This window comes from Kitasatospora sp. DSM 101779 (genome assembly GCF_025655475.1).
GTDB lineage: Bacteria > Actinomycetota > Actinomycetes > Streptomycetales > Streptomycetaceae > Kitasatospora.
On sequence record NZ_JAHTIK010000001.1, the window covers coordinates 894,393 to 919,954 of the forward strand.

Below are 25,562 nucleotides of genomic sequence, written 5' to 3' on the forward strand. Positions count from 1 at the left end.
AGGACACGGCCGCACCCGCGGCCGCCCCGAGCCGGACGGCCCGCCCGGGACCGTCCCGCTCACCGCACCGGCCGCGCCCGGGCACCCGCCCCCGGGCGACGGCCGCGGTGCCGCCGCTCACCACGATCAAGGTGTGCGAGGAGGCGGAGCGCCAGGGCCAGTGGGCACCCGGCTCCGAACAGGCCAGGACCTGCCGCAGCCTGTACGGCGGCTGAGCCCCTGCGGCGACCTGACGAGCGGTGGAACCGGGCGCGGCTCCCCGTTGTCCTGGCTGACACGGGGCACAGGCCCCTACGGCGGAACGGGCCGCGTCCCGTACCGTGGATCGGCGGGCGCGGCAGGCGCGTCCCACCGGACAGTGAGGAGGACGCCGTGGCCAAGCCCGTACCGAAGCGGATGCAGGGGATCGACCGGGCCGCGGTGTCGCGGTCCGCATGGGGCCTGTACCGGGAGACCCAGCGGCCGGGGGCGCCGGGGCTGGGTGCCCGGGTCGCGGCCACGCCCCGGCTGGTGCGCGACGCGCTCACCGGCCGCTATCCGGGCGTGGGCCCGGGCAAGCTGGCGGCGCTCGCCGTGCTGTGCGCGGTCTACCTGCTGAGCCCGATCGACGCGCTGCCGGACGTCATCCCGTTCGTCGGCTGGACGGACGACACCGCCGTGCTGGTGTGGTTCCTGGCCGGCCTGACCCGGGAGTCCGGCCGCTACCTGGAGTGGTCGCAGAAGCAGGTCCAGGCGGACTGAGTCCGCTCCGGCGGTCGCCTCAGAGCACCTTGACCAGCCGCTCGAAGCGCAGGTCGGGGCGGAGCGGGACGCCGAAACGCTCGTCGCCGTAGGGGAAGGGCTCGTACTCGCCGGTGCGCACGTAACCGCGCCGCTCGTACCAGGCGATCAGGTCGGCGCGCTGCTCGATGACGGTCATCTCCATCCGGTCGATGCCCCACTCCTCGCGGGCGTGCCGCTCGGCGCGCTCGAGGACGGCCCGGCCGATGCCGCCGCCCTGCAGGGCGGGGCTGACGGAGAACATGCCGAAGTAGGCGGCGGTGGTGCGGCGCTCCAGGTGGCAGCAGGCGAGCAGGGCGCCGTCCGCCTCGGCGAGCAGCACCACGGACCCGGGGCGGGCGACGACCTCGGACACTCCGGCCTCGTCGGTGCGCTGCCCGTCGAGCAGGTCGGCCTCGGTGGTCCAGCCGGCCCGGCTGGCCTCCCCGCGGTAGGCGGACTCGACCAGGGCGACGACGGCGGGCACGTCGGCCGGTCCGGCGGCACGGAAGGCGGGTACGGGCTGCACGGGCTGCTCCGGGGTCGGCGGCGGGCTGGTCCCTGCCATCGTGCCATGCGCGGGTGTGCACGTGGAAAGGGCGTCGGGGTGCGCGGGTGGTGCGCCGGCGGCGGGCGGGCGGGCTCGGTCGACCGGCGGTCGCTCCCGAGTGCAGCCTGAGGGTGCATCAACAACTTCCCGGCAAAGGCTGGTTCGCCCCCAACTTCGGTGCTACGCGGGTAGTGCCTCGGCAGCCCGCAACCCCACGCATGCGAAGGAGTGGCTCGTGCCCCCCGCTGCCCCGCGCTCCGCAGACCTCCTCTTCACCCCCCGCGAGACCGAATCGGCGCACCCGCCCCGGCGTGCGGCCCCGCCGGTGCCCCTCGGTCAGGCCCCGGCGACGGGGACGGGAGGGGCGGCGGGGCGGGCCGGCAGCGGAACGGTGGTGCCCTCCGCGAGGGACTGCTCTGCTGCGGCGAGGATCTCGACCACGCGCAGGCCGAAGGCGGCGTCGCAGGGGTGCGGCGTGCCGCTCCGCGCGGCCGCGAGCAGTCCGTCCACGGCGTGGCCGAAGGCCTCGACGGGCGGCACGCCCGCCTCCGGGAGCCGGTGTACGCCGGCCTCGCCGCGCAGCTCCAGCACCACGCCGGCGGCCTGCGGGGGTGCGGTCAGGCTGACCGTCGTGCTGCTGGAGGCACCCCCGGCGTGGCCGAGGACGAGGTGCACGGTGTCGGCGGGCCCGGCGGCCGCGGTCACCGTGGTGGCGTCGCCGAGGACCGGCAGCAGCAGCGACAGCGTGTGCGGGCCGATGTCCCACAGCGCGCCCTTCTCGCGCCGCCAGGGCGAGGCGGCGTACGGGCTGTCGGTGGTGAAGACGGCGCCGAGCCAGTCGCAGCGGGCGGTGAACCAGCCGCCCCGGGCGGCCTGCTCGGCCAGCCAGCCGACCCGCTCGCCGCCGAACCGGAGGGTGAAGAAGACGACCGAGGCGAGCCGGTTGGCGGCGACGGTGTCGGCGATCCGGCGGGCCTGCGGCACGGTGAGCGCGACGGGCTTGTCCAGCAGCAGGTGCCGACCGGCCTCGGCGGCCCGCAGGGCCAGCTCGGCCTGGGCCTGCGGGGCGAGCGCGACGGCGACCGCGTCGACGTCGGCGATCAGCCGGTCGACGTCCTCGTAGGCCGGGACGCCGTGCGCGGCGGCGAGCTCGGCCGCGGCCCCCGGTCGGCGGCCCCACACGCCCGCGAACTCGACGCCGGGGTGGCCGGCGAGTGCGGGCGCGTGCACGCCGCGCGCCCAGGGGCCGGTGCCGAGCAGGCCTATCCGCATGGTGTTCCCTGTGCTCTCTCGGTACGTGGGGTTTCTCGGTGCACGGCCGGGTCCGGACCACCGGCCGCCGTGCCCGGAGGCGGTCGGGCCCCGAGGTCGTCGGGCCCGGACGCGGTCAGGCCCGGACGCGGATCAGCGTGAAGCCGTCGTAGCCCTTGGAGCCGACGGTCTGGATCGAGGTGGCGGAGACCCGCGGCTCGGCGGCGATCGCGTCGTGCAGGCGGCGGACACCGATCACGGCGGGGTCGGTGGAGTCGGCCTCGGCGACCTTGCCGCCGCGGACGGTGTTGTCGACGACGATCAGCGAGCCGGGCCGGGTGAGCCGCAGCGCCCAGGCGAAGTAGACCGGGTTGCCCGGCTTGTCGGCGTCGATGAAGACCAGGTCGAAGGGGTCGGCGCCCTCGTTCGCGAGCTCCTGCAGGGTCTCCGCGGCGGGGCCGAGGCGGACCTCGGCGACCTCGGCGAAGCCGGCGTGCTTGAGGTTGCCGCGGGCGACCTCGGCGTGCACCGGGTCGATCTCCAGGGTGACCAGCCGGCCGTCGGCGGGCAGCGCGCGGGCCATCCAGATCGCGCTGTAGCCGCCGAGGGTTCCGACCTCCAGGATGCGGCGGGCGCCGAGCGTCTCGGCGAGCAGCTGCAGCTGCTTGCCCTGCGGCGCGGAGACGGCGATCCGGGGCAGCCCGGCCGCGTCGGCGGCCTGCTGGGCCGCGTCCAGCACCGGGTCCGCCCCGATGAGGACCTCGGTGAAGTAGTCGTCGACCGCCGTCCACTGCTGCTGGCTCACGCCCGCCTCCCAGTCCGTAGTACGCGCACCGAGCCTAGCCCACGGGCCTGACGGTCAGTCGGCGACGGGCTCGGCCGCGCCGGCGTTCACCGGAGCCGCGGCCGGGCTTCCGGCGCCCTGGGCGGCGGCGGGCACGGCCACGTCCGCGGAGCCCTCGGGCACGCTCTTGCCGCCGGACTGCTCGGGGTGTTCGGCCCGCGCCTTGGCGGCCCGGCGCTTGACCAGCCAGGCGGAACCGGCGCCGGCCAGTGCGGCCACCACCAGGCCGGCCCAGGAGAAGCTCTTCAGCCAGTGCTCGGCGACCTTGCCGACCTGGTAGATCAGCAGCGTGGTGCCGCCGGCCCAGGCGATGCCGCCCAGCACGTTGGCGATCAGGAACTTCCAGTACGGCATCCGCAGGGCGCCCGCGAGCGGGCCGGCGAAGATCCGCAGCAGGGCGATGAACCGGCCGAAGAAGACCGCCCACATGCCCCACTTCTGGAAGGAGCGCTCGGCGGTCGCCAGGTGGTCCGGCCCGAAGTGCTTGGGGAAGCGCCGGCCGAGCTTCTCGAACAGCGGTTTGCCGCCGCGGCGGCCGATGGAGTACCCGATCGAGTCGCCGATCACCGCACCGGCGATCGCGCAGGCCGCCACCCACCAGGGGCTGACCACACCGCGGGCCGACAGCAGCGAGGCGGAGACGAGCGCGATCTCGCCGGGCAGCGGGATGCCCAGGCTCTCCAGGCCGATGATCAGGGCGACGAGGGCGTACACCGAGGTCGGTGGGACGCTCTCGATCCACTGGTCGATGTGCAAGGCGGGTACCTCCGTGACGGGACGAGACCGCGTCTCGGCCGGACTGGCTGGGCCGCGGGCAGGCCCGGCGCCCTCAGGGCAGGGTAACGGGTTGACCCGGCCTTTACCTTATACGCCGATCATCGGACGGCAGTTCCCGCCGCCTCCGCGCGCCCCGCCCGGGCGGAGAAGCGGAGCGCCACCACCGACGGCCGGTGCGCGCCGAGGATCGGCAGCCTGGCCGCGTACGGCAGCAGCACGCCGACCGGGCCGCGGCCACCGGTCGGCAGCACGTCCCGGATCTCGGCGACCGCCGGGTGCGCGGTGGCGAGCTTCCACTGCTCGTCGGCGTCCATGCCCCAGGGCATCGGCGGAGCGGTGTAGCCGCGGTCGTGGAGCTTGCCCTGCGAGGCGGCCCGGCTGAACCAGCGCGGCACCGCGTCGAAGACGAAGGTGCCGTCGGGGAAGCGTTCGGCGCAGCGGGCGATGAGGTCGCGGACCTCGGTGGGCCGCAGGTACATCAGCAGGCCCTGGGCGGTGATGAGCACGCCGTGCGTGGGGTCGACCTCGTCCGTCCAGGCGGGGTCGGTGGCGGAGCAGGCGAGCAGTCGCTGCCGGGGTGCGGCGGGCAGCAGCCGCTCGCGCAGCGCGACGGCCTCGGGCAGGTCGACGGAGAGCCACTGTGCGCGGCCGTTGTCGACCCGCCAGTACTGCGTCTCCAGTCCCTCGCCGAGGCAGACCACGGTGCCTCGGGGGCAGCGCACGAGGAAGTCGGCAACCTCACGGTCGAAGGCGCGGACCCGCAGGGCCTGGATCTGGCCGATGAGCCCGCCGTCGGGGCCGAAGCGCTCCTCGAAGGGGTAGTCGATCCGCTCGACCAGTTCGACGGCCCGCGGGTCGGGCAGCACGGTGTCCCACCGGCGGGCCTCGACGGCCCGGTGGTAGAGCGTCCACAGGGCGGTCTCGGGGACCGCTCCCAGGGCGGCGCCGATCTTCTCCGGCTGCTGCGCCGTCATCGTCTGGCTCCCTCCGGCGGTCCGACGGCGGTCGCCGGACCCGGTTTGGCATTCTGCCCCGCCCGGCCCTCCGTGCGGCGCTGAACGCGCCGTCGGCGGGCAGCGGGGTCCGTGGCCGCGGCCGGGTGCTCAGCCGACGCTGAAGGCGCCGTCCGGGGGTGGCGGCGAGTCGACGGCGTCGGTGTCGTGGACGGGGCGGGCGGTGCCGGTGAGGGCGTCCAGGTCGGGGCCGTCGGCGAGCCGGGCGGGGAAGGGGTCGCCGGCCAGGCGCCGGGCGAGTTCGGCGGCGGGCAGCGGGGCGGTGGAGCCGATCAGCAGGATGTTGCCGTAGCGGCGGCCGCGCAGTACGGCGGGTTCGGCGGCCAGGCAGGTGTACGGGAAGACGGCGCGGAGGGTGGCGGCCTGGGCGGCGGCGAAGGCGAGCGGCGGGCCGTCGGCGAGGTTGGCCGCGTAGCAGCCGCCGGGGCGCAGGGCCGCGGCTGCCAGGCTGGCGAACTCGACGGAGGTGAGGTGGGCGGGGGTGCGGGAGCCATGGAAGACGTCGGCGACGACGAGGTCGGCGGCGGCGGGCGGCGCGGCGGCCAGGGCGGCTCGGGCGTCGCCGACGGTCACCTCGATGCCGTCCGGCCAGGGCAGGTGGTCGGCGACGAGGTCGACCAGCGGGCCGTCGGCCTCGACGACGTGCTGCCGGGATCCTGGGCGGGTGGCGGCGAGGTAGCGGGGCAGGGTGAGCGCGCCGCCGCCGAGGTGCAGGGCGTCGAGCGGCAGCCCGGCGGGGGCGAGCACGTCGGCGAGGTGGCCGATCCGCCGGGTGTACTCGAATTCGAGGTGGGTGGGGTCGGCGAGGTCAACGTAGGACTGCGGGGTGCCGTCGAGGGTGAGCAGCCAGGCCTGCGGCCGGTCGATGTCGGGCAGGAGCCGGGCGGTGCCGAGGGCGGTCTCCCGGTGGACGGGGAGCGGTTCGTCCCCGAGCGGGCCCGGCTGCTCGTCCCGGGTCATGCGGCGGCGACCGGTGCGGGCAGGTAGGCGGCGAGCCAGCGGTCGAGCTCGGCGAAGACCTGGGTGCGGGCCTGCTCGCCGGAGAGGACCAGGTCGTGCACGCCGCCCTCGATCCGCAGGACGGTGACGTTGCGGCCGAGGCGGGGGCCGAGCGCGGCGATGTCGTCGGCCCGCAGCACGCCGTCGGTGGTGCGCAGGGCGTCGTCCCAGCGGTTGGTGACGGTGGAGGCGGTGGAGGCCATCAGCAGTACCGGGCAGTCGACGGCGAGGCCGCGGCGGACGGCGCGGTGGCCGCGCTGGATGGCGGCGAGCCAGCCGGCGTACAGCGGGAAGCCCTCGGCGGGCTTGAGGGAGAGGTCGAACTCCCAGCTGCCCTTGTGGTCGCGGTGCAGGCTGTGCACGTAGTGCGGGTTGAGCGGGGCGGGCAGCCTGCGCAGGCCGGCGAGGCGGCCGAGCGCCTCGACGGCGGGTGCGCCGAGGGTGCGGACGGCGGCCGCGGCGGGCATGGAGAGGAAGGGGCTGTTGAGGAAGAGCGCGTCGACCAGGCCGCGGCCGGCCCGGCGGTCGGCCCAGAGCGCGGTGACCAGGCCGCCGGTGGAGTGGCCGTTGACGAGCAGCTGGGTGTGCCCGTCGACCTCGCGGATCACGCGCACCGCCTCGTCCAGTTCCTCGTCGTAGGCGCTGAGGTCGCGGACGAAGTTGGGCGACTGGTGGGGGCGCAGCGACCGGCCGTACTTGCGCAGGTCGAGGGCGTAGAAGGAGTAGCCGGCCGCGGTGTAGTGGTCGGCGAGGTGGGTCTGGAAGAAGTAGTCGACGTAGCCGTGCACGTAGAGCACCGCGCGGGTGGACCCGGGTACCAGGCGGCGCACCAGGGTGGCGCTGACGGTGCCCTCCTCGTCGTCGGCGAGCGGCAGCTCGACGGCTTCGTAGGGCTCGCCCAGGATGTCCGTCCGGAAGTCCATGCCGCTTCCCCGTTCCCCTCGTGGTCGGTCGTCGAGCCCGACCATACCGCTCGGTAGCCGGAGGTGGACCGGCAGCCCGCCGGTCGGGCCGTGCACCGCCCCTGATCAGGGCGTACACCGAGCAGCCGGACGTGGCACGGAGCGGCCCCGGGGGTGCCGCCGGGCTTTTGTGGGCGGGGTGCCCCTTTCGCTAGCCTCCGGGGGCATGCCGATCTTTGGACGACGCCGAAGTACCGCACCGCGCTTGGCTCCTGAGCTCGACGACGGCGAACTCGGCCGGGTCCGGCGGCAGCTGTCCGGCCCGCAGCTGCAGGGCCAGCTGGACCTGTCGGCGGGGCTGGTGGAGCAGGTGCTGCGGGACGCCGGCCGGGACTGGGACCGCCGCACCCACCGGCTGGCGGTGCTCGCGCAGGTGGCGTCCCCGGCGCTGGCCCGGGTGTGGCGGCGGCAGCGGCCGCGGGAGGCGGACGCGCTGGTGCTGCACGCCTGGGTGGACGTGGTGCAGGCCCGGCTGGCGGGGGCGCTGGAGGATCCGCAGGGCACGGTGGACCGGTGCCGCCGGGCGGCCGAGATGCGGCCGGAGGACCCGGCGCCGTGGGTGGCGCTGCTGGCCGTGCACCGGCTGATGCGCCGTCCGGAGCAGGAGATGTACCCGCTGTGCCGGGAGATCGGCGCGCGGGACGCCTGGAACCGGGTCGCGCACCTGGAGATGCTGCGCTACCTGTCGCCGGAGGAGTGCGGTTCGCACGGGCAGGTGCTGGACTTCGTGGCGGCGGTGCGGGAGGCGGCCCCGCCGGGGTCGCCGGTGGCCGGGCTGGAGCTGGTCATGCTGACGGACCGTTACCGGGCCGCGCTGGCGGCCGGCGGGGTGACGTCGCTCGGCGCGCGGCGGCGCTGGGCGATGCCGGACGCCGAGGCCGCGCTGGCCCGGGCGGTGGCGGACTGGCCGGAGCCGGGGTTCCTGCGGCACGCGGCGGCACTGTCGGACCTGAACGTGCTGGCGTACGCGCTCGGGCAGGCGGGCCGGATCGGCGAGGCGGCGGGGGTGTTCGCGGCGCTGGACGGGGTGGTCACCATCTGGCCGTGGGGGCTGGACGGCGACGCGGTTCAGCAGTTCGCGTTCTGGCAGGACCAGGCGGTGGTGGACTGAGGACAGGGCCGGGGCTCACGGCGGGGTGCCGTCGGGCCGGTCGCCGGCCTCGGCGGCCGCTCCCCCGGCGGGCCCGGCCTGGCGCCGCAGGACGGTGACCACGCCGAGTCCGGCCGCGCAGAGCGGTACGGCGAGCAGGGCGCCCATGATCCCGGCCACGCCGGCCCCGGCCACCACCGCGACCATGATGGTGGCCGGGTGCAGCTCGACGGTGCGGCTCTGGATGAAGGGCTGCAGCACGTTGCCCTCGATGGCCGGCACGGCCAGCACCACGCCGAGCACCCACAGCGCCTTGGCGAAGCCGCCGTCGGCGAGCGCCACCAGCACGGCCACCGTGCCGGACAGGAAGGCGCCGACGAACGGGATGTAGGCGCCCATGAAGACCAGCGCACCGAGGCCGGCCGCGCCGGGAACGCTCAGCACCACCAGTCCGACGGTGATGAACAGCGCGTCGATCAGGGCGATCAGGGTGGTGCCGCGCATGAAGCCGGCGGTCGCGGCGAAGGCCTGCCGGGCGCAGGCGATCACGGTCTCGGCGGGTCCGGGCGGCAGCCAGGAGCGGACGGCGTCGGCGGTGCGGTGGCCGTCCCGGAGGAAGAAGAACACCAGGGCGAGGGTGAGTACCGCGCCGGTGAGCAGCTGGGTGGCCAGGCCGAGGCCGGAGAGCACGCCGTTGGCGAGCGAGTTGACCAGGTTGCTGCCGGAGCCGGAGCTCTGCTGGAGCGCGTACTGGATCTTCTGGCCGAGCGGGCCGAGCCAGTCGGCGATCCGCCGGCCGGCCTCGGTGAGGGCGGCGGCGATGTCGGGCGCGCTGTGCACCAGCGAGTTGACCAGCAGGGCGAGCACCCCGCAGACGGCGAGCACCAGGACGGTGCAGGTGAGGCCGGCGGCGGCGCCCCGGCGCATGCCGCGGCGGACCAGCCAGGGCATCACCGGTTCGAGCAGGGCGGTGCCGAGCAGGGCCACAATCACCGGCACGGTGGCCGCCTGCAGTTCGACCAGGGCCCAGACCAGCAGGGCGGCGACCGCGACGAGCAGCAGCACCGCGGCGGACCAGGCGGCGGCCTGCCGCACCGGGCGGGGCAGCACGGCCGGTCGGCCGTCCTCCGGGGGCTCGGCCGGCATGGCACCTCCGGGGTCGACGGGCACCCTCCGCTCCACCCCATATCAGCACACAAGCTGATGAATCGGACGGCACGGTGGGTGACCGGCGCGCCCCGCACGGCCTCCGCGCGGCAGGGGGCCTACTCGGCCGGTGCGATCACCGTCCGGCCGTCCGCCGCCCCGGTGAGGGCCAGTACCCGGGCGGCCTCCTCCTCGACGCCCGCCCGCGCGCCGCGCGGCAGCGCCACGAACGGCCGGACCGTCAGCACCCCCTCCTCGGCCTTCCAGCTGCCCGCCACCAGTCCGTCCACCAGGACGGTGCCGAGCACGATCCCGTTCACCGTCATCACCCGGGTGCGGTACGCCTCGGGCAGCACCCGGCTGCGGTCGGCGTGCGAGAGCAGCAGGTTGTCGAAGGGGGCGAGCAGCCGGACGGGTGCGGGCACCGAGCCGTCCGGGCGCGGCGCCTCCGGGAGGTCGAACAGCGTGCGGCCCTGATCGTCGCGCAGCCGCACCAGTCGGTCACCGAGCCCGGTCAGCACCGGGCCGAGCCGGGTGAGGCCGGACCACTTCTGCACGTCGGCGGCGGTGGCCGGGCCGAAGGCGGCGAGGTAGCGCAGCACCAGCTCGTCCAGGGCGGGTGCCGGGTCGAGCGGGCGGCCCAGCCAGTGCTCGGCGGTGGTGTGCGCGGCCGGACCGCTCCGCCCCCACAGGCCGCGCGGCGGCACCTGGACGAGCGGCAGCGCGCACCGGGCGGCCTGGGCGAGCGCCGCGGGCTCGCTCGCCGGGTACGCCGGGGCGAGCAGCGGGCCGAGCTGCTGGAAGGTCAGCGGTTCGGCCTCGACGAGCTGCCGGGCCCGGTCGGCGAGCGCGGCCAGGTCGCCGGACGGGCCGGTGGACGGGCCGGCGAGGTCGAGGTCGGGCAGCCGCCTGGCGTACGAGGTGCGCAGCCAGCGGTCGTGCACCGGCTGCAGCAGCGGACGCAGGGTCAGGCAGTCCTCGGCGGTGACCAGGTGGATGGTGCCGCGCTGCAGGGCGATCCGGACGGCCGTGCGCTCCTCCAGCAGGGCGGTCAGCTGCTCGGGACGGAAGCCCTCGATCCGGCTGAGCAGGCCGAGGTAGGGCGGCTCGGGGGCGGCCTGGGCCTGCAGGCCGACCAGGTGGCGGACCATCGCCGCGGCGTCCAGGGTGCTGCGCTCCAGCAGGTGCTGACGGGCCAGCAGCGCCCGGCCGAGGGCGCGGGCGGTCAGCGGCGCGCTCACGCGTCGAGCTCCCGGCGGAGCATGCCGATGCGGTTGCTGGTGACCGAGTCGACGCCGGCCCGCAGCATGCGGCGGACGGTACGGCGCAGGTCGACCGTCCAGGTGGAGACGAGCAGGCCGGCGTCGTGGGCCGCGTCGACGAGACGGGGCTCGACCATGCCGAAGGGCGGGTTGAGGTAGCGCGGCCGCAGGTCGTCGAGGAGGGGGCGGCCGGGCAGCCGGGGCTGACGCCAGGTCAGGGCGATCTCGGCGTCCGCGTCGAGTGCGCGGACGGCGAGCATGGCGGCGGTCGGGCCGCAGTAGGCGACCCGCTGCGCGGCGCCGAGGTCGGCGACGGCACGGTGCGCGGCGGCGGCCGGGCCGGGCTCGTCGAGGTCGATCAGCAGGCGGGTGGCGGGCGTCTCGGCGATCGCCTTGAGCGCCTCGGCGAGGGTGGGCACCCGCGGGCCGGCGGGGTCGCCGATCCCGGCGAGCTCGTCCAGGGTGAGCCGGTGCACCGGCCGCGGGTCCTCCCACAGCCGTTCGAGGGTGGGGTCGTGCAGCAGGACGGGCACGCCGTCGCGGGTCAGCCGGACGTCCACCTCGACGGCGTCGGCGCCGGCCGCGGCGGCCGACTCCACGGAGCGCAGGGTGTTCTCGCGGTACCGGTAGGGGTCGCCGCGGTGGGCGACGGCGAGCACGGTCGGGCGGCTCATGGGGTGGGGCGTCTCCTCGGACGGGTGGCGCCGCGTCAGCGCCGTTCGATGACCACGTTGGTGGACTTGATCACGGCCGTGGCGGGCGCGCCGGGCACCAGGGCGAGTTCCTCGGCCGACTCCCGGCTGATCAGCGAGACCACCCGGAAGGGGCCGGCCTGGATCTCGACCTGGGCGGCGACGTCGCCGAGGACCACCTCGGTGACGATGCCCGGGAAGCGGTTGCGGGCGGAGGACGGCCGACCCTCGGCCTCGGCGTTCTCGGGCCTGGCGAGTTCCCGGGCGAAGGCGGCGAGCCGGTCGCCGGGGATGATCCGGTGGCCGTGGTCGTCCCTGGTCGCGGCGAGCCGGCCCGCGTCGACCCAGCGCCGCATGGTGTCGGCGCTGACGCCCAGCATCGCGGCGGCCTCGCCGATGCGGTACGGGTGGACCGGCCGGTCGGGCTGGGCCATGGGGCTCTCCTGGCGTTCGGTTCGGGCGGTGGCACCGGTGCGGAGGTGTGCGGCGCGCAGGGTGTCCGCGGCCATCCTGCCCTACCCCGGGGGCAGGCGGGTAACCGGCCACAAGGGGCGAGCGGGCAGCCCGTCAGGGCCGCGCGAGCGCCTCGGCGTCACCCGCCGCCGAAGAGGTCGCGGCGGACGGCGTCGCCCGCGGTGAGCACGGCACCGGCGAGGACGGCGCCGCCGCCCGCGGTGCCGGCCCGCACCTCGGTGCGGAGCGGGACGAGCCGGGCGATCTCGCGTTCGACCCGGCTCGCGAGCTGGGCCCCGCCGGCCCGTCCGATCTCGCCGCCGAGCACCACGCAGCCGGGGTCGAGCACCGCGCAGACCGAGGCCGCGCCGAGCGCGATCCGGCGGGCGTACTCGTCGAGGAAGGCGCCGGCCGCGGGCCCGCCGGCGGCTGCGGCGTGCCGCACCACCTGCTCACCGAGCGGTGCGCTGGCGGGCGGCCCGGCCGGTTCGGGGACGGGCAGGCCGTGCGTGCGGGCGAGGTCGCAGACCGCGGCGGAGGAGACGAGGGTGTGGAAGCCGCCGGAGTCGCAGCCGCCGTCGCCGCTCGGCAGTCCGGAGCCGTGCACCGGGAGGTAGCCGATCTCGCCGGTGCCGCCGGTGGCGCCGCGCCGCAGCCGGCCGTCGAGGACGACGGAGGCGCCGACGCCGTGGCTGAGCCAGATCAGCACGAAGGTGTCCCGGTCGCGGGCGGCGCCGAGCCGGTGCTCGGCGATGCCGGCGAGGTTGACCTCGTTGTCGACGGTGACCTCGGTGCGCGGGTCGGCCCGCAGCGCGGCGAGGAGTTCGGTCTGGTGGCGGGAGAGCGCGCCGGAGTTCTGGTGCTCGCCGGTGGCCGGGTCGAAGAGGCCGGGTGCGCCGACGGCGACCGTGTGCAGGCGTTCGGCGCCGGCCTCGCGGGCGGCCCGGGCGAGGGCGTCGAGGGTGTGTTCGGCGAGCCGCTCGTCGCCGCCGGCGACGGTCGCGGTGGCCCGGGTGCGTCCGGTGAGGTCGGCGACCACCAGGTCGACGCCGGTGGTGCGGACGTCGAGACCGGCGATGAAGGCGCGGTCGGCGACCAGGGCGTAGAGCCGGGCGTTGGGTCCGCGGCGCTGCTCGCCGCTCTCGCCGACGACGGCGACCAGGCCGGCCCGCTGCAGGCGTTCGAGCAGGTCGGCGACGGTGGGGCGGGACAGTCCGGTGAGGCCGCGCAGTTCGGTGGCGGTCAGCGGGCCGCTCTCCAGCAGGAGGTCGAGCGCCAGCCGGTCGTTGATGGCCCGGGCGGTGCTGGGCGTCGCCGTGCGCGCGGTCGTCATGGAAGCGCATCTTTCCAGAGGTTTTTATCAGGGTCCCTTCCTGATAGTTTATCGGAGTCATGCCGGACAGACCGGAGAGGACGATCGCATGGCGGACGAACTGCACGGCGTACGGCGCGCCAGAGTGGGCATCGCCCTGGTCTTCGCCGTGCACGGCGCGGTGACCGGCACCTTCGCCACCCGCATCCCCTGGATCCAGGACCACCTGGACCTCGGCCCCGGCGAGCTGGGGCTCGCGCTGATCGCCCCCGCGGTCGGCTCCTTCCTGGCCATGCCGCTGGCCGGCCGGATCGTGCACCGCCACGGCGAGCGGACCGCCGTCCGCGCCCTGCTGATGGCCTGGACGCTGGCCCTGGCCCTGCCCGCCCTCGCCCCGAACCTCGCCGTGCTCTGGCTCGCCCTCTTCGTGTATGGCGCCAGCGCCGGCATGTCGGACGTGGCGATGAACGCCCAGGGCGTGGCCGTCGAGGAGCGGCTCGGCCGCTCCGTCATGTCCGGCCTGCACGGCATGTGGTGCGTCGGCGGCCTGGTCGCCTCCGGCTTCGGCGTGCTCGCCGCCCACCGCGGCATCGACGCCCGCGTGCAGTTCGCCGTCGCTGCGGCGGTGCTCACCGCCCTCGCGGCGGCCGTCACCCGCCCGCTGCTGGACGTCCGCCCGGAGCCGGAGCAGGAGGCGCCGCCGCGGTTCGCGCGGCCGCCGCGCTCGGCCCTGCTGATCGGCCTGGTGGGCTTCTGCGCGGTCTTCGCCGAGGGCGCCAGCATGGACTGGGGCGGCGTCTACCTGCGGGACGTCACCGGCGCCTCGGCCGGGACGGCGGCCGCCTGCTACTCGGCGTTCGCCGCCACCATGGCCGCGGCCCGGCTGGCCGGCGACACCGTGGTGGAGCGGCTCGGCCCGGTGCGCAGCGTCCGGCTCGGCGGCTCGGTCGCCACCGTCGGCGGCCTGCTGGTGGTCGTCTCGACCGGCGCCTGGCTGGCGATCCCGGGGTTCGCGCTGATCGGCATCGGCATCGCCGTCGTCGTCCCGCTCGCCTTCGCGGCCGCCGGCAGGTCCGGCGGGAACGCGAGCCAGGCGATCGCCGGCGTCGCCACCGTCACCTACACCTCGGGGCTGGTCGCCCCGGCGATCGTCGGCGGCATCGCCCAGGCCACGTCGCTCACCGTCTCCTTCGCGGTGGTGACGGTGCTGGCCGCCGCGCTGATCCCGTCGGCGGGCGCACTGCGCCGCAGGGCGACGGCGGACCGCGCCCCGGCCCGGGTCCCCGCCCACGTCGACTGACGGACTGGGTGGCCGCCGAATTGGCCGCCCTCGCGCCCGTGACGATTTGCCAGGCACGGGGATGGGGCCGGGTGCCATGATCACCGGCATGCCGATACGTTTCCCGCAGCCCCTGCTCCCCGGCGACCGGATCGCCGTGACCTCCCCCTCCAGCGGTGTCCCGGACAACCTCCGCAAGCGACTGGACACGGCCGTCCGCACGGTCGAGGACCGCGGTTTCGAGGTCGTCCTCGGCCGCTGCATGGACGGGTCGGGGCACATCAGCGCACCGGCGGCGGAGCGCGCGGCCGAGCTGACCGAGTTGCTGACGGACCCGGCGGTCGGGGCCGTGGTGCCGCCGTGGGGTGGCGAGACCGCCATCGACCTGCTGCCGCTGCTCGACTGGGACCGCATCCGTGCGGCCGAACCGACCTGGCTGGTCGGCTTCTCCGACCTGTCGACCGTGATGACCCCGCTCACCCTGCGGACGGGGATCGCGACCCTGCACGGCAACAACCTGATGGACACCCCGTACGACGTCCCCGCGGGCCTGCTCTCCTGGCTGGACATCGTCTCGATGCCCGCGGGCGGCCGCTTCGCCCAGACGCCGCCCGACCGCCACCGGGTGAACGGCTGGGTCGACTACGCCGTCTCCCCGGAGGTCCGCGAGCTCGTCCTCGACGGCCACGGCACCTGGACCCGGCTGGACGGGGGCGGCGACCTCGACGTCGAGGGCCGGCTCGTCGGCGGCTGCATCGAGACCCTGTGCAACATCGCGGGGACGCCCTACGGCGACGTCCCGGCCTTCGCCCGCGAGCACGCCCCCGAGGGCCTGCTGGTGTACGTCGAGGCGTCCGGCGACGACGCCTACACGATCTGCCGCAACCTGCACGGGATGCGGCTCGCCGGGTTCTTCGACGCCGCCAACGCCGTCCTGGTCGGCCGCACCTCGGCGCCCGACGGCCGGTCGCTGACCCAGCACCAGGCGGTGCTGGACGCCCTCGGGCCGCTCGGCGTGCCGATCCTCGCGGACGTCGAGTGCGGCCACGTCCCGCCGTACCTGCCGATCGTCAACGGCGCCCTCGGCCGGGTCGTCCGCACCGCCGACCGTCGGGAACTCGTGCAGACCCTGGCCTGACCGGCCGGCCGCCGGCCCTCAGACCCGCACCGGCAACGCGGCCGGGCATCGGCTGCGTAGCGACCGCCGCCGGGTGAGGGTCGCGGGGTCGGCGTCGAGGGCCAGCCGCGGGAAGCGGCGCAGCAGCGCCCCCACGGCGATCTCGTTCTCCGCCCGGGCCAGGGCCGCACCGGCGCAGAAGTGCGGACCGCGGCCGAAGGCGAGGTGCGGCGGGCCCTGCCGCGCCGGGTCGAAGGCGTCCGGATCGGGGAAGCGGGCGGGGTCGCGGTTGGCGGCGGCCCAGGACAGCCAGACCCGGTCGCCCGCCGCGATCCGGGTGCCGTCGACGGTGAGGTCCTCGGTGGGGAAGCGGCGGACGGCCAGCATGGCCGGCGGGTCCCACCGCAGTACCTCCTCTGTCACAGCCGACAGGCCGAGCCGTCCCGCGCGGACGGCCGCCAGTTCCCGCGGCCGGGTCAGCAGGGCCAGCACGGTGCCGGAGATCAGGCCGACCGTGTTGTGGTACCCGGCGAACAGCAGCAGGAAGGCCATGGCGAGGAGCTCCCGCTCGGTCAGCCCCGCCTCCCCTGCCGGGCCCTCGCCCGGCGGGTCCTCCGGTGCCTGCGGATCCCGTTCGGCGGCGATCAGTTCGGACAGCAGGTCGTCGCCGGGTACGGCCCGCTTGTGGGCGATCAGCTCGCCGAGGAAGCCGTGCATGGCCCGCATCGCGTCGCGCGAGCGCCCGGGGGCGCCGGGGTCGGGCGAGAGCAGGGTGTCCGTCCAGACCCGGAAGTCCACCCGGTGGCCGGACGGGACGCCCAGCAGGTCGCAGATCACGGCGACGGCCAGCGGGGCGGCCAGGTCGGCGACCACGTCCCCGCGACCGCGGGCCTCGACGTGGTCGAGGAGTGCGTCCGCGGTCCGCCGGATCGGCTCGCGCAGGGCCTCGGTCCGGCGGGGGCCGAGCGCCGCCGCGACGAGGCGGCGCAGCCGGGCGTGGTCGGCGCCGTCCCGGTTGAGCAGGTGGGCGTCGAGTTCGGGCGGCAGGGAGTCGCCCGCCGCGCCGCGGCTCCGGGCGTGCCGCTTGTCGAGGGCGAGCCGGGGGTCGGCGGCCGCCTCACGGACCTGCTCATACCCGGTGATCAGCCAGAGCGGCGTCGTGTCGGGGGCGACCGCCCGGTGCACGGCACCGCGGCGGTGCAGCCCCGCGCAGACGCCGTGCGGGTCGGCGAGGAAGCCCTCGTCCAGCGGGACGGGCGCGTCGGCGGGCGGCAGCACCGCGGTCTCCTCGGTCTCGGCAGGGCACACCAGCAAGGGGCGGGGTGCGACGGCTGCATGATCGCAGAGCCTGCGGCGGGCCGGGGCCGGTCGGCGGATTTCCGCCTGCGGGGCCGGATCGGGCATGCTCGCCGCCATGGATCTCCCCGTGGCCGTGCCGGCGCAGCGCAACCCGGTCGGCGCCCACGTCCCGGTGGCGGGTCGCGGGCTGGTCGGAACCGGACTGGCGTACGCGGCCCGGGTGGGCGCCGAGGCCGTGCAGGTCTTCGTCGCCAACCCGCGCGGCTGGGCGACCCCGCCCGGCAATCCGCAGCACGACGAGGCCTTCCGGACCGCCTGCGCCGAGCTCGGCATCCCGGCGTACGTGCACGCCCCGTACCTGATCAACTTCGGGTCGGAGTCTGCCGTCACCCGGGAGCGCTCGGCGGAGTCGCTGCGGCACTCGCTGCACCGCGCGCACGCGATCGGCGCCCTGGGCGTGGTGGTGCACACCGGTTCGGCGCTCTGCGGCCCGCGCTCCACGGCGCTGGCGCACGTCCGCTCGTACGTGCTGCCGCTGCTCGACGAACTCGAGGCGCTCGGCGCCGGTGCCCCTCGGCTGCTGCTGGAGCCGACCGCCGGCCAGGGCAGCTCGCTGTGCGGGCGGATGTCCGACCTCGCCGACTACGCCGACGCGCTGGACGGCCACCCGCTGCTCGGTGTCTGCCTGGACACCTGTCACGCCTTCGCCGCCGGGCACGACCTCGCCGCTCCGGGCGGCACGGCGGCCATGCTGGCCGAGCTGACCGAGGCGGTCGGGCCGGGTCGGCTGAAGCTCGTCCACGCCAACGACTCCGAGGACGTGCTCGGGGCCCGCAAGGACCGGCACGCCAACATCGGGGCCGGCCACATCGGTGCCGACGCCTTCGGCGAACTGCTCGCCCATCCGGACACCGCCGGCGTCCCGCTGATCATCGAGACCCCGGACGGCCGCCACGACCCCGACCGGGTCGAGGGCGCCCGGCACGGCCAGGACATCGCACGCCTCAAGGAGCTGCGCGCTGCCGCGGGCGCGGCGGCTCTCAAGGGGACGCCGGCATGAGCGCAACCACGGGCGCCGACCCGCAGAACCTGCCCGCGGACGCCGACCGGCGGGGCGGGCGCAGCCCGGCCGACCGGCTGCGCCCGGTGCTGCTGGTGCTGGTGCTCACGGCGGCGGCCGCCTCTCTGCTGCTGTGGAGCCCGGTCGACGCGCTGGGCGGCGGCCACGGCCCCTGGCGGCTGCCGATCGCCCTGGCGGTGTACACGGTGGGCACGCTGGCCTTTGTCCCCAAGCCGGCACTCAACGCGGCCGCCGGGATGCTGCTCGGCACGGCGGTGGGCCTGCCGCTCGCGGTCGCCGGGACGACCCTGGGCGCGGCGGCGGCGTTCTGGCTCGGCCGCACCCTCGGCCGGGACGCGCTGCGGCCGCTGCTGCGCGCCCGGGCGGCGGCCGCGGTCGACCGCCGGCTCACCGAGCAGGGTTTCCGCAGCGTGCTGCTGCTGCGGCTGGTGCCGGGCGTGCCGTTCCAGCCCGCCAACTACGCCTGCGCGCTCTCCGGCGTGCGCCCGGCGCCCTACCTCGCCGCAACCGCCCTGGGCGTGCTTCCGGGCACCGCGGCCTCGGTGGTGGCCGGCGCGAGCGCATCATCGCCGACCTCGCCGGCCTTCCTGGTGTCCACCGGGGCGGTCGTGCTGATGACCGCGGTGAGCGGGTTCTCGCTGCTCCGCTCCCGCCGCGCGGCCGCAGCCGGCTGAGTCGCCGGCGGGTCGCCCGTCGCCCGCGGCACGCCGACACGTGCCGGGAGGGGGCGGCGGCAGGGGGCCGCCGGCAGGGCCCGGCGCGGACACGACCGATATTGGGTGGCAGTCGTTCCCGACGCTGCCTCAGGATGTCCGGCATGACGACCGAACGCATCGATCCGCCCTTCGCCGCCGACGAGACCGCCATGCTCACCGCCTGGCTGGACTACCACCGGGCCACCCTGCTGCTGAAGACCGAGGGTCTCGACCACGACCGGCTCCGCGAGCGCTCGGTGCCGCCGTCCTCGCTCAGCCTGCTGGGCCTCGTCCGGCATATGGCCGAGGTGGAGCGGTACTGGTTCCTCGCCGTCCTCCAGGGGCAGGAGTTCGAGGAGGGCATCTACTGGACGAAGGACGACGAGGACGGCGACTTCAACCAGGTCGACACCGCCGACGTGGAGGCCGACCTCGCCACCTACCGCGCCCAGGTCGAGCTGGCCCGCGAGGCGGCCGCCGGGCTGCCGCCGGAGACGGTCGGCAAGCAGCTGCGCCGGGGCGAGGAGGTCACGCTGCGGTGGATCCTCGTCCACATGATCGAGGAGTACGCGCGGCACAACGGACACGCCGATCTGATCCGCGAGCGGATCGACGGCGCGACCGGGGAGTGAGCAGGGGCTGACGCCGTTACAGCTTCGTTGACGGATCGTCAACTTCCCGAAGCTGCCTCCCCATATGGTCTACACGCGGAACCGTCCGGCGACCTGCGGCGTCGCACCGGGTGTCGGGATCTCCCGGCGATCGGGCGCGCCACGACCCGGACGGCGGTCGCGTGCGGGCACCGAACCGGTGATCAGTGCGATACTCGGACAGTTCCAACAAGTGGATGACGTGTCAAAAAGACACGCCCACGGGGGGCGCGTACGGGTCGGGAGAGGGAGGCGCGGCAAATGGGAGCACTTCGCGACGAGCACCACAACGGGTGGCTGATGCCCTCCGGGAACTACCCCGCTGCGGTGTACGACGACGCGTGGGACACCGAGGACACCCTGCCGTCCGTGCCGGCGCCCGCGGCGAAGATCGTGTCGCTCAAGCCGACCGGCTTCGAGGCGGCCCGCACCGTCGGCGAGCACCTGCGCACCGGCACGCCGGTGGTGATGGACCTCAGCGAGATGGACGACCCCGAGGCCAAGCGCATGGTCGACTTCGCCTCCGGCCTGGTCTTCGGCACCCGCGGCGGCATCGAGCGGATCGCCCGCCGGGTCTTCCTGCTCACCCCGCCGGACGTCGAGGTGACGGTGATCGACCGCCCGCTCGACAACAGCGGCTTCTACAACCAGAGCTGATCCACCCCTCCCCGACCGGGGGCGGCACCCGCCGTCCCCGGTTTTCTGTTGCCCGGAACCGGGCGCACCGCGACGCGGAGCCGTCTCAGTCAGGATTCTCCGCTCCCCTTTGAGACATTCATGTCTCACATGCTCTACACTCGACTCATGGCCACCGATCGCGACTCCGTCCTCGAGGCAGCCGTGGGCGTGCTCTCCCGCCGCCCCACCGCCCACCTCGACGAGATCGCCCGCGCCGCCGGGATCAGCCGTGCCACGCTGCACCGGATCTTCCCGGGCCGCGAGGCGCTGATCCGCGAGGTCGGCATGCTCAGCCTGCGGAAGTTCGCGGACGCCTGCGACACCGCCGGGATCGAGGAAGGCCCGGCGGACGCCGCCCTGCGCCGACTGGTCGACGCGGTCGTCCCGGACGCCGCGCTCTGCGCCTTCCTCGCCGGCGAGAACCAGCTCTACGACGACCCCGAGATCAACGACCTCTGGGAGGCGCAGGACGCCCGCGTCCGCGCGCTCTTCCTCCGCGGCCAGCAGCAGGGCGTCTTCCGGATCGAACTCGCGGCCGGCTGGCTCAGCGAAGCCTTCTTCGACCTCGTCGCCGGCGTCGGCTGGGCCGTCCAGGACGGACGCCTGGCCCCGCGCGACGGCGCGTACTCGCTCACCGAGCTGTTCCTCGGCGGAGCCCTCAGGAGATCGGAACAGTCATGACCGGCACCCACGTCCAGGCCCGTGCGCAGCACCGCTGGGCCGGTCTGGGCGTACTCGTCCTGGCCGTCACCCTGGTCGCCCTCGACGCGACCGTGCTCTCCCTCGCCATCCCGTCGATCAGCGAGACGCTCCGCCCGAGCGGCACCCAGCTGCTGTGGATCGGCGACGCGTACTCCTTTGTCCTCGCCGGACTGCTCGTCAGCATGGGGGCGCTCAGCGACCGGATCGGCCGCAAGCGGCTGCTGCTGCTCGGCTCCACCGCCTTCGGCGCGGCCTCGCTGCTCGCCGCCTACTCCCCCGGCGCCGGCTGGCTGATCCTGGCCCGCGCCCTGCTCGGCGTGGCGGGCGCCACCATCATGCCGTCCACCCTGTCACTGATCCGCGCGCTCTTCCCGGACGCCCGGGAGCGGGCCACCGCGATCGGGATCTGGGGCGCGGGCGCCACCGCCGGCGCCGCACTCGGCCCGCTGGTCGGCGGCGTGCTGCTGGAGCACTTCTGGTGGGGCTCGGTCTTCCTGCTCAACCTGCCGGTGCTGGCCCTGCTGCTGGCGTTCGGCGTCTGGCTGCTGCCGGAGTCCCGCGACCCGCGACCGGGCCGCTGGGACGTCGCCAGCGTCGCCCTGTCGATGGCCGGTGTCATCGGCGTGGTCTACGCGGTCAAGGAGGCTGCGGCACACGGCCCGTTCGATCACTGGTCGGTGCCCGCCGCGTTCGTCCTCGGCGCCGCGGCGCTGATCCTCTTCGTCCGCCGCCAGCTGCGGCTGGAGACCCCGCTGCTCGACGTCCGGCTGTTCGCCGACCGCCGGTTCACCGCGGCCGTGGTCGCCACCCTGACCTCGCTGATCGGGCTCTCCGGCGTGATCTTCTTCATGTCCCAGTACCTGCAGCTGGTCCGCGGGATGTCCCCGCTGGCGGCCGGCATCGCCGAGCTCCCGGCCTTCGCCGGCGCGGTGGTCGGCGGTCTGCTGACCGCCCGCGCGGCCCGCCGGTTCGGCACCCGGGCCGCCCTGACGGCCGCTCTGCTCGCCATGGGCGCGGGCATCGCCGTCCTCGGCCTGATGCACCGCGACAGCACCTACCTGCTGCTCGGCGCGTCCTTCCTGGCCGTCGGCACGGCCGAGGGCGTCGTCTACACCCTCTCCTCCGACCTGGTGCTCGGCGCCGCGCCGGCGGAGAAGTCCGGAGCCGCCTCGGCCGTCTCCGAGACCGCCTACGAACTGGGCACCGCACTCGGCATCGCCCTGGTCGGCTCGGTGGTCACCGCGATCTACGCCGGCGGCCTGACCGTCCCGGCCGGGGTGGACGCGGCCGCCGGCGAACAGGCCCGCGAGTCGATCGGCGGCGCGGTCGAGACCGCGGCCGCCCTGCCCGGCCCGCTCGGCGCCCGTCTGCTCGACGACGCGCAGCTCGCCTTCGTGCACGGCGTCAACGTGGCGGCCTGGCTCGCCGGCGCACTGCTGCTGGCCGCCGCGGCCACCGGCTGGTGGCTGCTGCGCACCCGCCCCGGACGGACGGCGGCCGGACCCGATGCCACCGCTACGGGCGGCGCCGGCGAACGGCCCGAGGCACGGGCTGCCGAGAGGGTCTGCTGACCGGGGCGAGGCACCGGGGGCGGGTCGGCCGACCCGCCCCCGCGCGGATCAGGCGAACCTCGAGCTGGGCACCGGCCCCGCCGAACGCACCCGGTCGCGCGGGCCGGTCAGCCAACTGCCCCGCACCCGCGCCGCGAAGGCCGCGAGCAGCTCGTCCGGGTCGGCCGGGGTGTCGCCGTCGCCCTCGTCCGGCTCGGGCTCGGCGGCGTGGATCTCCTCCGCGAGTTCCTCGGCGGACCGGTCGTCGCCCGGGGTGCGCTCGGGCTCGCCCGCGTCGCCGATCCGCAGCGACGGCTCCCAGGGGGCGACGACGTGCTGCACCAGCAGGGTGGAGACGTCCGCCGAGACCGCGGGCGGGTCGGTCCAGCAGGTGGCGTGCTCGAACAGCACCTCGCCCTCGGCCCGGTCCCGCAGCGCGGCCAGCACCTCCGGCTCGGACGCGTTCAGGTCGTACGCCACCACCAGGGTGTCCGGCGTTCCCGGCCGGTAGGGGGCGGCGGGCAGGCCGAGCAGCCCGGCGGCGGCGAGCCCGAGCGCCCGGCTGCCGCGGTCGGGCAGCAGCGCCACCGCGGCCGGGCGGCGGCCGGTCGCCCCCAGCACCACGGCGAGCCGGTCCAGACCGCGGCGGCAGCCGTCGAAGCCTTCCTGGTAGAAGGCCCAGCGGCCGGTCATCCCGGCGGCGAAGCCGTACGGCGAGAGGGTGGCCAGCAGGCCTCCGGTCAGCGTGTAGTGCCAGCCGCGCAGGTCACGGCGGTCGGCCGGGGTCGCGTCCACGGACCGGCGCAGCGTGCGGCGGACGCGGTCCGCCGCCGGGCGCCAGGTCTCCGAGGGCTCGCCGAGGCCGGCGAACACCCGGCCGGCCGTGTCGAGCCGACCGTCCATCAGGGCGTTGTGGACCAGCAGGTAGCGGCCCGGCCAGTCGGTCAGCAGGCCGTCGTGCTCGGTCAGCAGCTCGACGGCGGCGGCGTGCCGCTGCTCGTCCTCCAGCGCGACGGCGAGCTCCAGCAGGATCTGCTGCGGGCCGGTCCGCGCTTCGGGCACACGGCGGAGGAGGCCGCCGCGGCGTGGGGTAAGGGCCAGCCGAAGTGCCTCCCGGAGGGCGGGCACGGCGAGGGCGGACACCCCGCGCTCGATGCAGGCGTAGCCGTAGGCGTAGAGCGCGTCCGACCGGTCGGAGTGCCTGGCGACGGCGGCCGCCGCCTCGGCGAGGTCGTCGAAGCCGGCCCCCTCGGCGAGCCGGCGGACCAGCGGTGCGCAGTCCGCGGGCGCCAGTGAGTCGGCCGCGTGCCGCAGGGTGCGCATCGCGCCCTGCGGGTCGCCCGAGTCGAGGAGGTCCCGGGCCTTGGTCAGTTCGGTGGTCATGCATCAGCTCCGGAGGAAACGGGCGGGCGTCCGCGTCCCGCCGAGGTCACGGGGAGAACGCGGACACGACGGCACGCCGGACACGGGCCGCCCGCCCCTCGGGGCTGCGGCACGGCGGCGCTCATCGGGACGGGTGGCGGCCGCCCTTCCGGTCGTGGTCGCACATGCGGCCGATCATGTCGGCCGCCGCCCGTCCGGGGCAATCGGATTTCTGCCGTCCCTCCGGTGCGCACCCCGGGGTGGGCGGTGTCGGCGCGGTGGGGCATCCTGCCCGGATGGATCTGCGCGCCGACCTGCTGCCGCCGCCCGTCCCCGCGGAACGCCTGGCCGAGCTGGCGGCGGTGGTGGCGGCGATCGCCGATCTCGTCCTCACCGGCGGCCCGGCGGCTGCACAGCCGGCGGTTGATGCGTTCAACCGCGGGACGGGGCACGGCTGCACCGTCGCCGACTTCGCCGCCTGCGACGGCGGGCGCGGTGCGGACGCCCTCACCCGGGAGGCGGCCCGGCCGGCCGTCCGGGGCACGAGCCGCGCGGAGGCCGCCGAGCTGGTCCGGCGGGTGTGGGTCGCCGGACCGGACACCGACTGGTACCTCCGGGTGCTGCGCACCGCACTGCCGCATCCGCACCTGCTCGACCTGCTGTTCCACTCCCCCGCGAGGCACGCAGCGGCTGCGGAGGACGTGGTGGACACGGCACTGGCCTACCGTCCGATCGCCCTCTGAGACCGGTGGCGGGCCGTCAGGCGGCGATCGGGACGGGGCGGCGGGTGCGTTTCTGGTCGAGGATGTGGGCGGACCAGTCGGCGGTGCGGCCGCAGATGGCCAGGGCGGTGAAGAGGTGCACGGGGACGTCGGCGGAGTCGAGTAGGACGGCGGCCCAGAACTCGGGACCGGCCGCGGCCGTGGCGGGAGCGGCGCCGACCTCGGTGAGGAGTTCGCCGGCGGCCTCCTCTAGTCGGGCCGCGGCCTCGTAGCGGGGCGCGGCCGCCCGCACCACGGCTGCGCGCAGGGCCCGGGCCCGCTGCGCGGCCGGGCCGGCGGCGGGCGCGGCGAAGAGCGTCAGCGCCTCGCCGCTCACCAGGGCGGCCCGCACCACCGCCCGGACGTCCGCGCCGTGTTCGATCTCGGCGACCAGTCGCAGCACGGCCGCCGGGACGGTCCGGTGCCGCGGGCCGGCCATCGCGGCGACCGCGGTGGAGAGGCAGGTGGCCACGTCCGCGCCGGTGGAGGCGATCAGCCGGGCCGTGGTGGTGGCCGTGTCGACCGGATGGACGGCGACGGAGCACCAGTACGCGTCGACGGCCCGGACGTGCTGCGGTTCGGCGGTGCCGCGCCAGCGCAGCAGGAAGCGTTCGGCGGCGCTGCCGCCGGCCTCGATCGCCCAGTGGGGCACGGCGGGCAGGTGCAGGCCGCGGACGGACTGGGCGACGAAGGTGTGGGTGGCGATGGTGGCGCGTTCCAGGTCCTCCCGGGCCTGTTCGTCGCCGATGTCGTGCAGCGGGCCGAGTCCCCAGGCGGGGCCGAGTCCGGCGAGGGAGTTCTGGGTGTCCACCCGGACGTCACCGTGGCGGACGGGCAGGGTGAGCGGTTCGCCCGGGCCGAGTCCGGGCCACGGTCTGCCGTCGACGAGGATCCCCCAGACCTCGTCGAAGGTGTGACGCCCGATCAGTTCCGTGAGGTCGGGCGCGGGGGTGGTGCGGTCGGGAGCGGTGACGTCGGACATGGGGCGACTCCTCGGTGCGGACCGGCTGCTTCGGTCCTGGTGGTGCGGTCCTGGTGGTGCGGTCGTGTCGACGGGCCCGGGTGGTGCGGAGCCCGCGGACGCGGCCCCGTATCGGGTACCGCGTCCGGGGACGGCTGACGGGCACCGCCCGCCGCGGGCCGCGAGGGCCGGCGGGGACGGTGCCCGGGTGGTGCTCCGGTACGGCTCAGCGGCCGACGCCCGCCGACTGTCCGGCCGGCCGGCGTTCGGCCGGGGTGGGAGCCGCGCCGGCGGCCGGGGCGGCCGCAGGTGCGGCC

General features: G+C 75.9%; 26 protein-coding genes and 1 pseudogene. 12 read left to right on the forward strand and 15 right to left on the reverse strand.

The features are described 5' to 3' along the window. Both KSNIM_RS04240 and KSNIM_RS04245 read left to right on the forward strand, forming a co-directional pair. Window positions 1-215 (forward strand): annotated as a pseudogene (locus KSNIM_RS04240) (hypothetical protein); the annotation flags it as partial. A 157-nt stretch (window positions 216-372) separates the two neighbouring features. Then, complete coding sequence (locus tag KSNIM_RS04245; protein ID WP_263101857.1) at window positions 373-741, forward strand: YkvA family protein; 369 nt, start codon at window positions 373-375, stop codon at window positions 739-741. 19 nt (window positions 742-760) lie between these two features. Here the strand turns inward: KSNIM_RS04245 and KSNIM_RS04250 are convergent, their stop codons facing one another. The 7 genes from KSNIM_RS04250 to KSNIM_RS04280 form a co-directional block, all read right to left on the reverse strand. Beyond that, window positions 761-1,327 carry a GNAT family N-acetyltransferase gene (locus KSNIM_RS04250; RefSeq protein WP_263101858.1) on the reverse strand — a complete coding sequence of 189 codons (567 nt, stop codon included), beginning with the start codon at window positions 1,325-1,327 and terminating at the stop codon, window positions 761-763. A 318-nt stretch (window positions 1,328-1,645) separates the two neighbouring features. Continuing rightward, complete coding sequence (locus tag KSNIM_RS04255; protein ID WP_263101859.1) at window positions 1,646-2,581, reverse strand: Gfo/Idh/MocA family protein; 936 nt, start codon at window positions 2,579-2,581, stop codon at window positions 1,646-1,648. A 115-nt stretch (window positions 2,582-2,696) separates the two neighbouring features. Continuing rightward, a complete protein-coding gene (locus KSNIM_RS04260) occupies window positions 2,697-3,365 on the reverse strand; it encodes an O-methyltransferase (RefSeq protein WP_263101860.1) in 669 nt (222 codons plus the stop codon). Between the two features lie 54 nt (window positions 3,366-3,419). Further along, complete coding sequence (locus tag KSNIM_RS04265) at window positions 3,420-4,160, reverse strand: DedA family protein (protein ID WP_263101862.1); 741 nt, start codon at window positions 4,158-4,160, stop codon at window positions 3,420-3,422. Between the two features lie 119 nt (window positions 4,161-4,279). Further along, the gene (locus tag KSNIM_RS04270; protein WP_263101863.1) at window positions 4,280-5,155 is read right to left on the reverse strand and encodes a class I SAM-dependent methyltransferase; all 876 of its coding nucleotides are present in this window, start codon (window positions 5,153-5,155) and stop codon (window positions 4,280-4,282) included. A gap of 129 nt (window positions 5,156-5,284) precedes the next feature. Next, window positions 5,285-6,154 carry a spermidine synthase gene (locus tag KSNIM_RS04275; RefSeq protein ID WP_263101864.1) on the reverse strand — a complete coding sequence of 290 codons (870 nt, stop codon included), beginning with the start codon at window positions 6,152-6,154 and terminating at the stop codon, window positions 5,285-5,287. Beyond that, the gene (locus tag KSNIM_RS04280; RefSeq protein WP_263101865.1) at window positions 6,151-7,116 is read right to left on the reverse strand and encodes an alpha/beta hydrolase; all 966 of its coding nucleotides are present in this window, start codon (window positions 7,114-7,116) and stop codon (window positions 6,151-6,153) included. Before KSNIM_RS04280 ends, KSNIM_RS04275 begins: the two co-directional genes overlap by 4 nt. A 244-nt stretch (window positions 7,117-7,360) precedes the next feature. Here KSNIM_RS04280 and KSNIM_RS04285 point away from each other — a divergent pair, with 244 nt between their 5' ends. Continuing rightward, window positions 7,361-8,266 carry a hypothetical protein gene (locus tag KSNIM_RS04285; RefSeq protein WP_263101866.1) on the forward strand — a complete coding sequence of 302 codons (906 nt, stop codon included), beginning with the start codon at window positions 7,361-7,363 and terminating at the stop codon, window positions 8,264-8,266. 15 nt (window positions 8,267-8,281) lie between these two features. On the opposite strand, the gene KSNIM_RS04290 is transcribed toward KSNIM_RS04285, so the two are convergent. The 5 genes from KSNIM_RS04290 to KSNIM_RS04310 form a co-directional block, all read right to left on the reverse strand. After that, window positions 8,282-9,391, reverse strand: coding sequence for an AI-2E family transporter (locus tag KSNIM_RS04290; RefSeq protein WP_263101867.1), 1,110 nt, complete (start codon window positions 9,389-9,391; stop codon window positions 8,282-8,284). 119 nt (window positions 9,392-9,510) lie between these two features. Further along, complete coding sequence (locus KSNIM_RS04295; protein WP_263101868.1) at window positions 9,511-10,632, reverse strand: winged helix DNA-binding domain-containing protein; 1,122 nt, start codon at window positions 10,630-10,632, stop codon at window positions 9,511-9,513. After that, window positions 10,629-11,327 carry a glycerophosphodiester phosphodiesterase gene (locus KSNIM_RS04300; protein ID WP_263101870.1) on the reverse strand — a complete coding sequence of 233 codons (699 nt, stop codon included), beginning with the start codon at window positions 11,325-11,327 and terminating at the stop codon, window positions 10,629-10,631. The genes KSNIM_RS04295 and KSNIM_RS04300 overlap by 4 nt, the downstream gene beginning before the upstream one ends. Before the next feature lie 35 nt (window positions 11,328-11,362). Further along, a complete protein-coding gene (locus tag KSNIM_RS04305; protein ID WP_263101871.1) occupies window positions 11,363-11,779 on the reverse strand; it encodes a molybdopterin-binding protein in 417 nt (138 codons plus the stop codon). 158 nt (window positions 11,780-11,937) lie between these two features. After that, window positions 11,938-13,131: an ROK family transcriptional regulator gene (locus tag KSNIM_RS04310; protein ID WP_263101872.1), complete on the reverse strand. Its 1,194-nt coding sequence runs from the start codon at window positions 13,129-13,131 to the stop codon at window positions 11,938-11,940. 88 nt (window positions 13,132-13,219) lie between these two features. Here KSNIM_RS04310 and KSNIM_RS04315 point away from each other — a divergent pair, with 88 nt between their 5' ends. Together KSNIM_RS04315 and KSNIM_RS04320 are read left to right on the forward strand one after the other, a co-directional pair. Then, window positions 13,220-14,410: an MFS transporter gene (locus KSNIM_RS04315; RefSeq protein WP_263101873.1), complete on the forward strand. Its 1,191-nt coding sequence runs from the start codon at window positions 13,220-13,222 to the stop codon at window positions 14,408-14,410. 88 nt (window positions 14,411-14,498) lie between these two features. Further along, window positions 14,499-15,527: a S66 peptidase family protein gene (locus KSNIM_RS04320; RefSeq protein ID WP_263101874.1), complete on the forward strand. Its 1,029-nt coding sequence runs from the start codon at window positions 14,499-14,501 to the stop codon at window positions 15,525-15,527. An 18-nt stretch (window positions 15,528-15,545) separates the two neighbouring features. Here the strand turns inward: KSNIM_RS04320 and KSNIM_RS04325 are convergent, their stop codons facing one another. Further along, window positions 15,546-16,784 carry a cytochrome P450 family protein gene (locus KSNIM_RS04325; RefSeq protein WP_263101875.1) on the reverse strand — a complete coding sequence of 413 codons (1,239 nt, stop codon included), beginning with the start codon at window positions 16,782-16,784 and terminating at the stop codon, window positions 15,546-15,548. 136 nt (window positions 16,785-16,920) lie between these two features. Between KSNIM_RS04325 and KSNIM_RS04330 the strand changes: the two genes are divergently transcribed. From KSNIM_RS04330 to KSNIM_RS04355, 6 genes are all read left to right on the forward strand, one after another. After that, the gene (locus KSNIM_RS04330; protein ID WP_263101876.1) at window positions 16,921-17,865 is read left to right on the forward strand and encodes a deoxyribonuclease IV; all 945 of its coding nucleotides are present in this window, start codon (window positions 16,921-16,923) and stop codon (window positions 17,863-17,865) included. Continuing rightward, entirely contained in the window at window positions 17,862-18,560 is a 699-nt protein-coding gene (locus tag KSNIM_RS04335; RefSeq protein WP_263101877.1) for a TVP38/TMEM64 family protein, read from the forward strand. Before KSNIM_RS04330 ends, KSNIM_RS04335 begins: the two co-directional genes overlap by 4 nt. 143 nt (window positions 18,561-18,703) lie before the next feature. Then, window positions 18,704-19,213 carry a DinB family protein gene (locus KSNIM_RS04340; RefSeq protein WP_263101878.1) on the forward strand — a complete coding sequence of 170 codons (510 nt, stop codon included), beginning with the start codon at window positions 18,704-18,706 and terminating at the stop codon, window positions 19,211-19,213. 279 nt (window positions 19,214-19,492) lie between these two features. Then, on the forward strand, window positions 19,493-19,888 hold the full coding sequence (locus tag KSNIM_RS04345; protein ID WP_263101879.1) for a cell division protein SepF: 396 nt from the start codon (window positions 19,493-19,495) through the stop codon (window positions 19,886-19,888). A 147-nt stretch (window positions 19,889-20,035) separates the two neighbouring features. Next, window positions 20,036-20,590 (forward strand): TetR/AcrR family transcriptional regulator, encoded by a 555-nt coding sequence (locus KSNIM_RS04350; protein ID WP_263101880.1) that lies wholly within the window; start codon window positions 20,036-20,038, stop codon window positions 20,588-20,590. Next, window positions 20,587-22,182: an MFS transporter gene (locus KSNIM_RS04355; RefSeq protein ID WP_263101881.1), complete on the forward strand. Its 1,596-nt coding sequence runs from the start codon at window positions 20,587-20,589 to the stop codon at window positions 22,180-22,182. Before KSNIM_RS04350 ends, KSNIM_RS04355 begins: the two co-directional genes overlap by 4 nt. A 48-nt stretch (window positions 22,183-22,230) precedes the next feature. Here KSNIM_RS04355 and KSNIM_RS04360 read toward each other — a convergent pair whose 3' ends face one another. Then, window positions 22,231-23,544, reverse strand: a complete 1,314-nt coding sequence (locus KSNIM_RS04360) for a hypothetical protein (RefSeq protein ID WP_263101882.1) — start codon at window positions 23,542-23,544, stop codon at window positions 22,231-22,233. A gap of 275 nt (window positions 23,545-23,819) precedes the next feature. Between KSNIM_RS04360 and KSNIM_RS04365 the strand changes: the two genes are divergently transcribed. Continuing rightward, window positions 23,820-24,266 carry a hypothetical protein gene (locus KSNIM_RS04365; RefSeq protein WP_263101883.1) on the forward strand — a complete coding sequence of 149 codons (447 nt, stop codon included), beginning with the start codon at window positions 23,820-23,822 and terminating at the stop codon, window positions 24,264-24,266. Window positions 24,267-24,282: 16 nt separating this feature from the next. Here the strand turns inward: KSNIM_RS04365 and KSNIM_RS04370 are convergent, their stop codons facing one another. Beyond that, a complete protein-coding gene (locus KSNIM_RS04370; protein ID WP_263101884.1) occupies window positions 24,283-25,266 on the reverse strand; it encodes a citrate/2-methylcitrate synthase in 984 nt (327 codons plus the stop codon). Between the last annotated feature and the right edge of the window lie 296 nt (window positions 25,267-25,562).

Excerpts from the sequence above, each read along its gene's own strand:
- KSNIM_RS04250 (WP_263101858.1), bottom strand. The coding sequence starts at position 1,327 with ATGGCAGGGACCAGCCCGCCGCCGACCCCGGAGCAGCCCGTGCAGCCC.
- KSNIM_RS04255 (WP_263101859.1), bottom strand. The coding sequence starts at position 2,581 with ATGCGGATAGGCCTGCTCGGCACCGGCCCCTGGGCGCGCGGCGTGCAC.
- KSNIM_RS04270 (WP_263101863.1), bottom strand. The coding sequence starts at position 5,155 with ATGACGGCGCAGCAGCCGGAGAAGATCGGCGCCGCCCTGGGAGCGGTC.
- KSNIM_RS04275 (WP_263101864.1), bottom strand. The coding sequence starts at position 6,154 with ATGACCCGGGACGAGCAGCCGGGCCCGCTCGGGGACGAACCGCTCCCC.
- KSNIM_RS04280 (WP_263101865.1), bottom strand. The coding sequence starts at position 7,116 with ATGGACTTCCGGACGGACATCCTGGGCGAGCCCTACGAAGCCGTCGAG.
- KSNIM_RS04290 (WP_263101867.1), bottom strand. The coding sequence starts at position 9,391 with ATGCCGGCCGAGCCCCCGGAGGACGGCCGACCGGCCGTGCTGCCCCGC.
- KSNIM_RS04300 (WP_263101870.1), bottom strand. The coding sequence starts at position 11,327 with ATGAGCCGCCCGACCGTGCTCGCCGTCGCCCACCGCGGCGACCCCTAC.
- KSNIM_RS04305 (WP_263101871.1), bottom strand. The coding sequence starts at position 11,779 with ATGGCCCAGCCCGACCGGCCGGTCCACCCGTACCGCATCGGCGAGGCC.
- KSNIM_RS04310 (WP_263101872.1), bottom strand. The coding sequence starts at position 13,131 with ATGACGACCGCGCGCACGGCGACGCCCAGCACCGCCCGGGCCATCAAC.
- KSNIM_RS04315 (WP_263101873.1), top strand. The coding sequence starts at position 13,220 with ATGGCGGACGAACTGCACGGCGTACGGCGCGCCAGAGTGGGCATCGCC.
- KSNIM_RS04320 (WP_263101874.1), top strand. The coding sequence starts at position 14,499 with ATGCCGATACGTTTCCCGCAGCCCCTGCTCCCCGGCGACCGGATCGCC.
- KSNIM_RS04330 (WP_263101876.1), top strand. The coding sequence starts at position 16,921 with ATGGATCTCCCCGTGGCCGTGCCGGCGCAGCGCAACCCGGTCGGCGCC.
- KSNIM_RS04335 (WP_263101877.1), top strand. The coding sequence starts at position 17,862 with ATGAGCGCAACCACGGGCGCCGACCCGCAGAACCTGCCCGCGGACGCC.
- KSNIM_RS04340 (WP_263101878.1), top strand. The coding sequence starts at position 18,704 with ATGACGACCGAACGCATCGATCCGCCCTTCGCCGCCGACGAGACCGCC.
- KSNIM_RS04345 (WP_263101879.1), top strand. The coding sequence starts at position 19,493 with ATGGGAGCACTTCGCGACGAGCACCACAACGGGTGGCTGATGCCCTCC.
- KSNIM_RS04350 (WP_263101880.1), top strand. The coding sequence starts at position 20,036 with ATGGCCACCGATCGCGACTCCGTCCTCGAGGCAGCCGTGGGCGTGCTC.
- KSNIM_RS04355 (WP_263101881.1), top strand. The coding sequence starts at position 20,587 with ATGACCGGCACCCACGTCCAGGCCCGTGCGCAGCACCGCTGGGCCGGT.
- KSNIM_RS04360 (WP_263101882.1), bottom strand. The coding sequence starts at position 23,544 with ATGACCACCGAACTGACCAAGGCCCGGGACCTCCTCGACTCGGGCGAC.
- KSNIM_RS04365 (WP_263101883.1), top strand. The coding sequence starts at position 23,820 with ATGGATCTGCGCGCCGACCTGCTGCCGCCGCCCGTCCCCGCGGAACGC.
- KSNIM_RS04370 (WP_263101884.1), bottom strand. The coding sequence starts at position 25,266 with ATGTCCGACGTCACCGCTCCCGACCGCACCACCCCCGCGCCCGACCTC.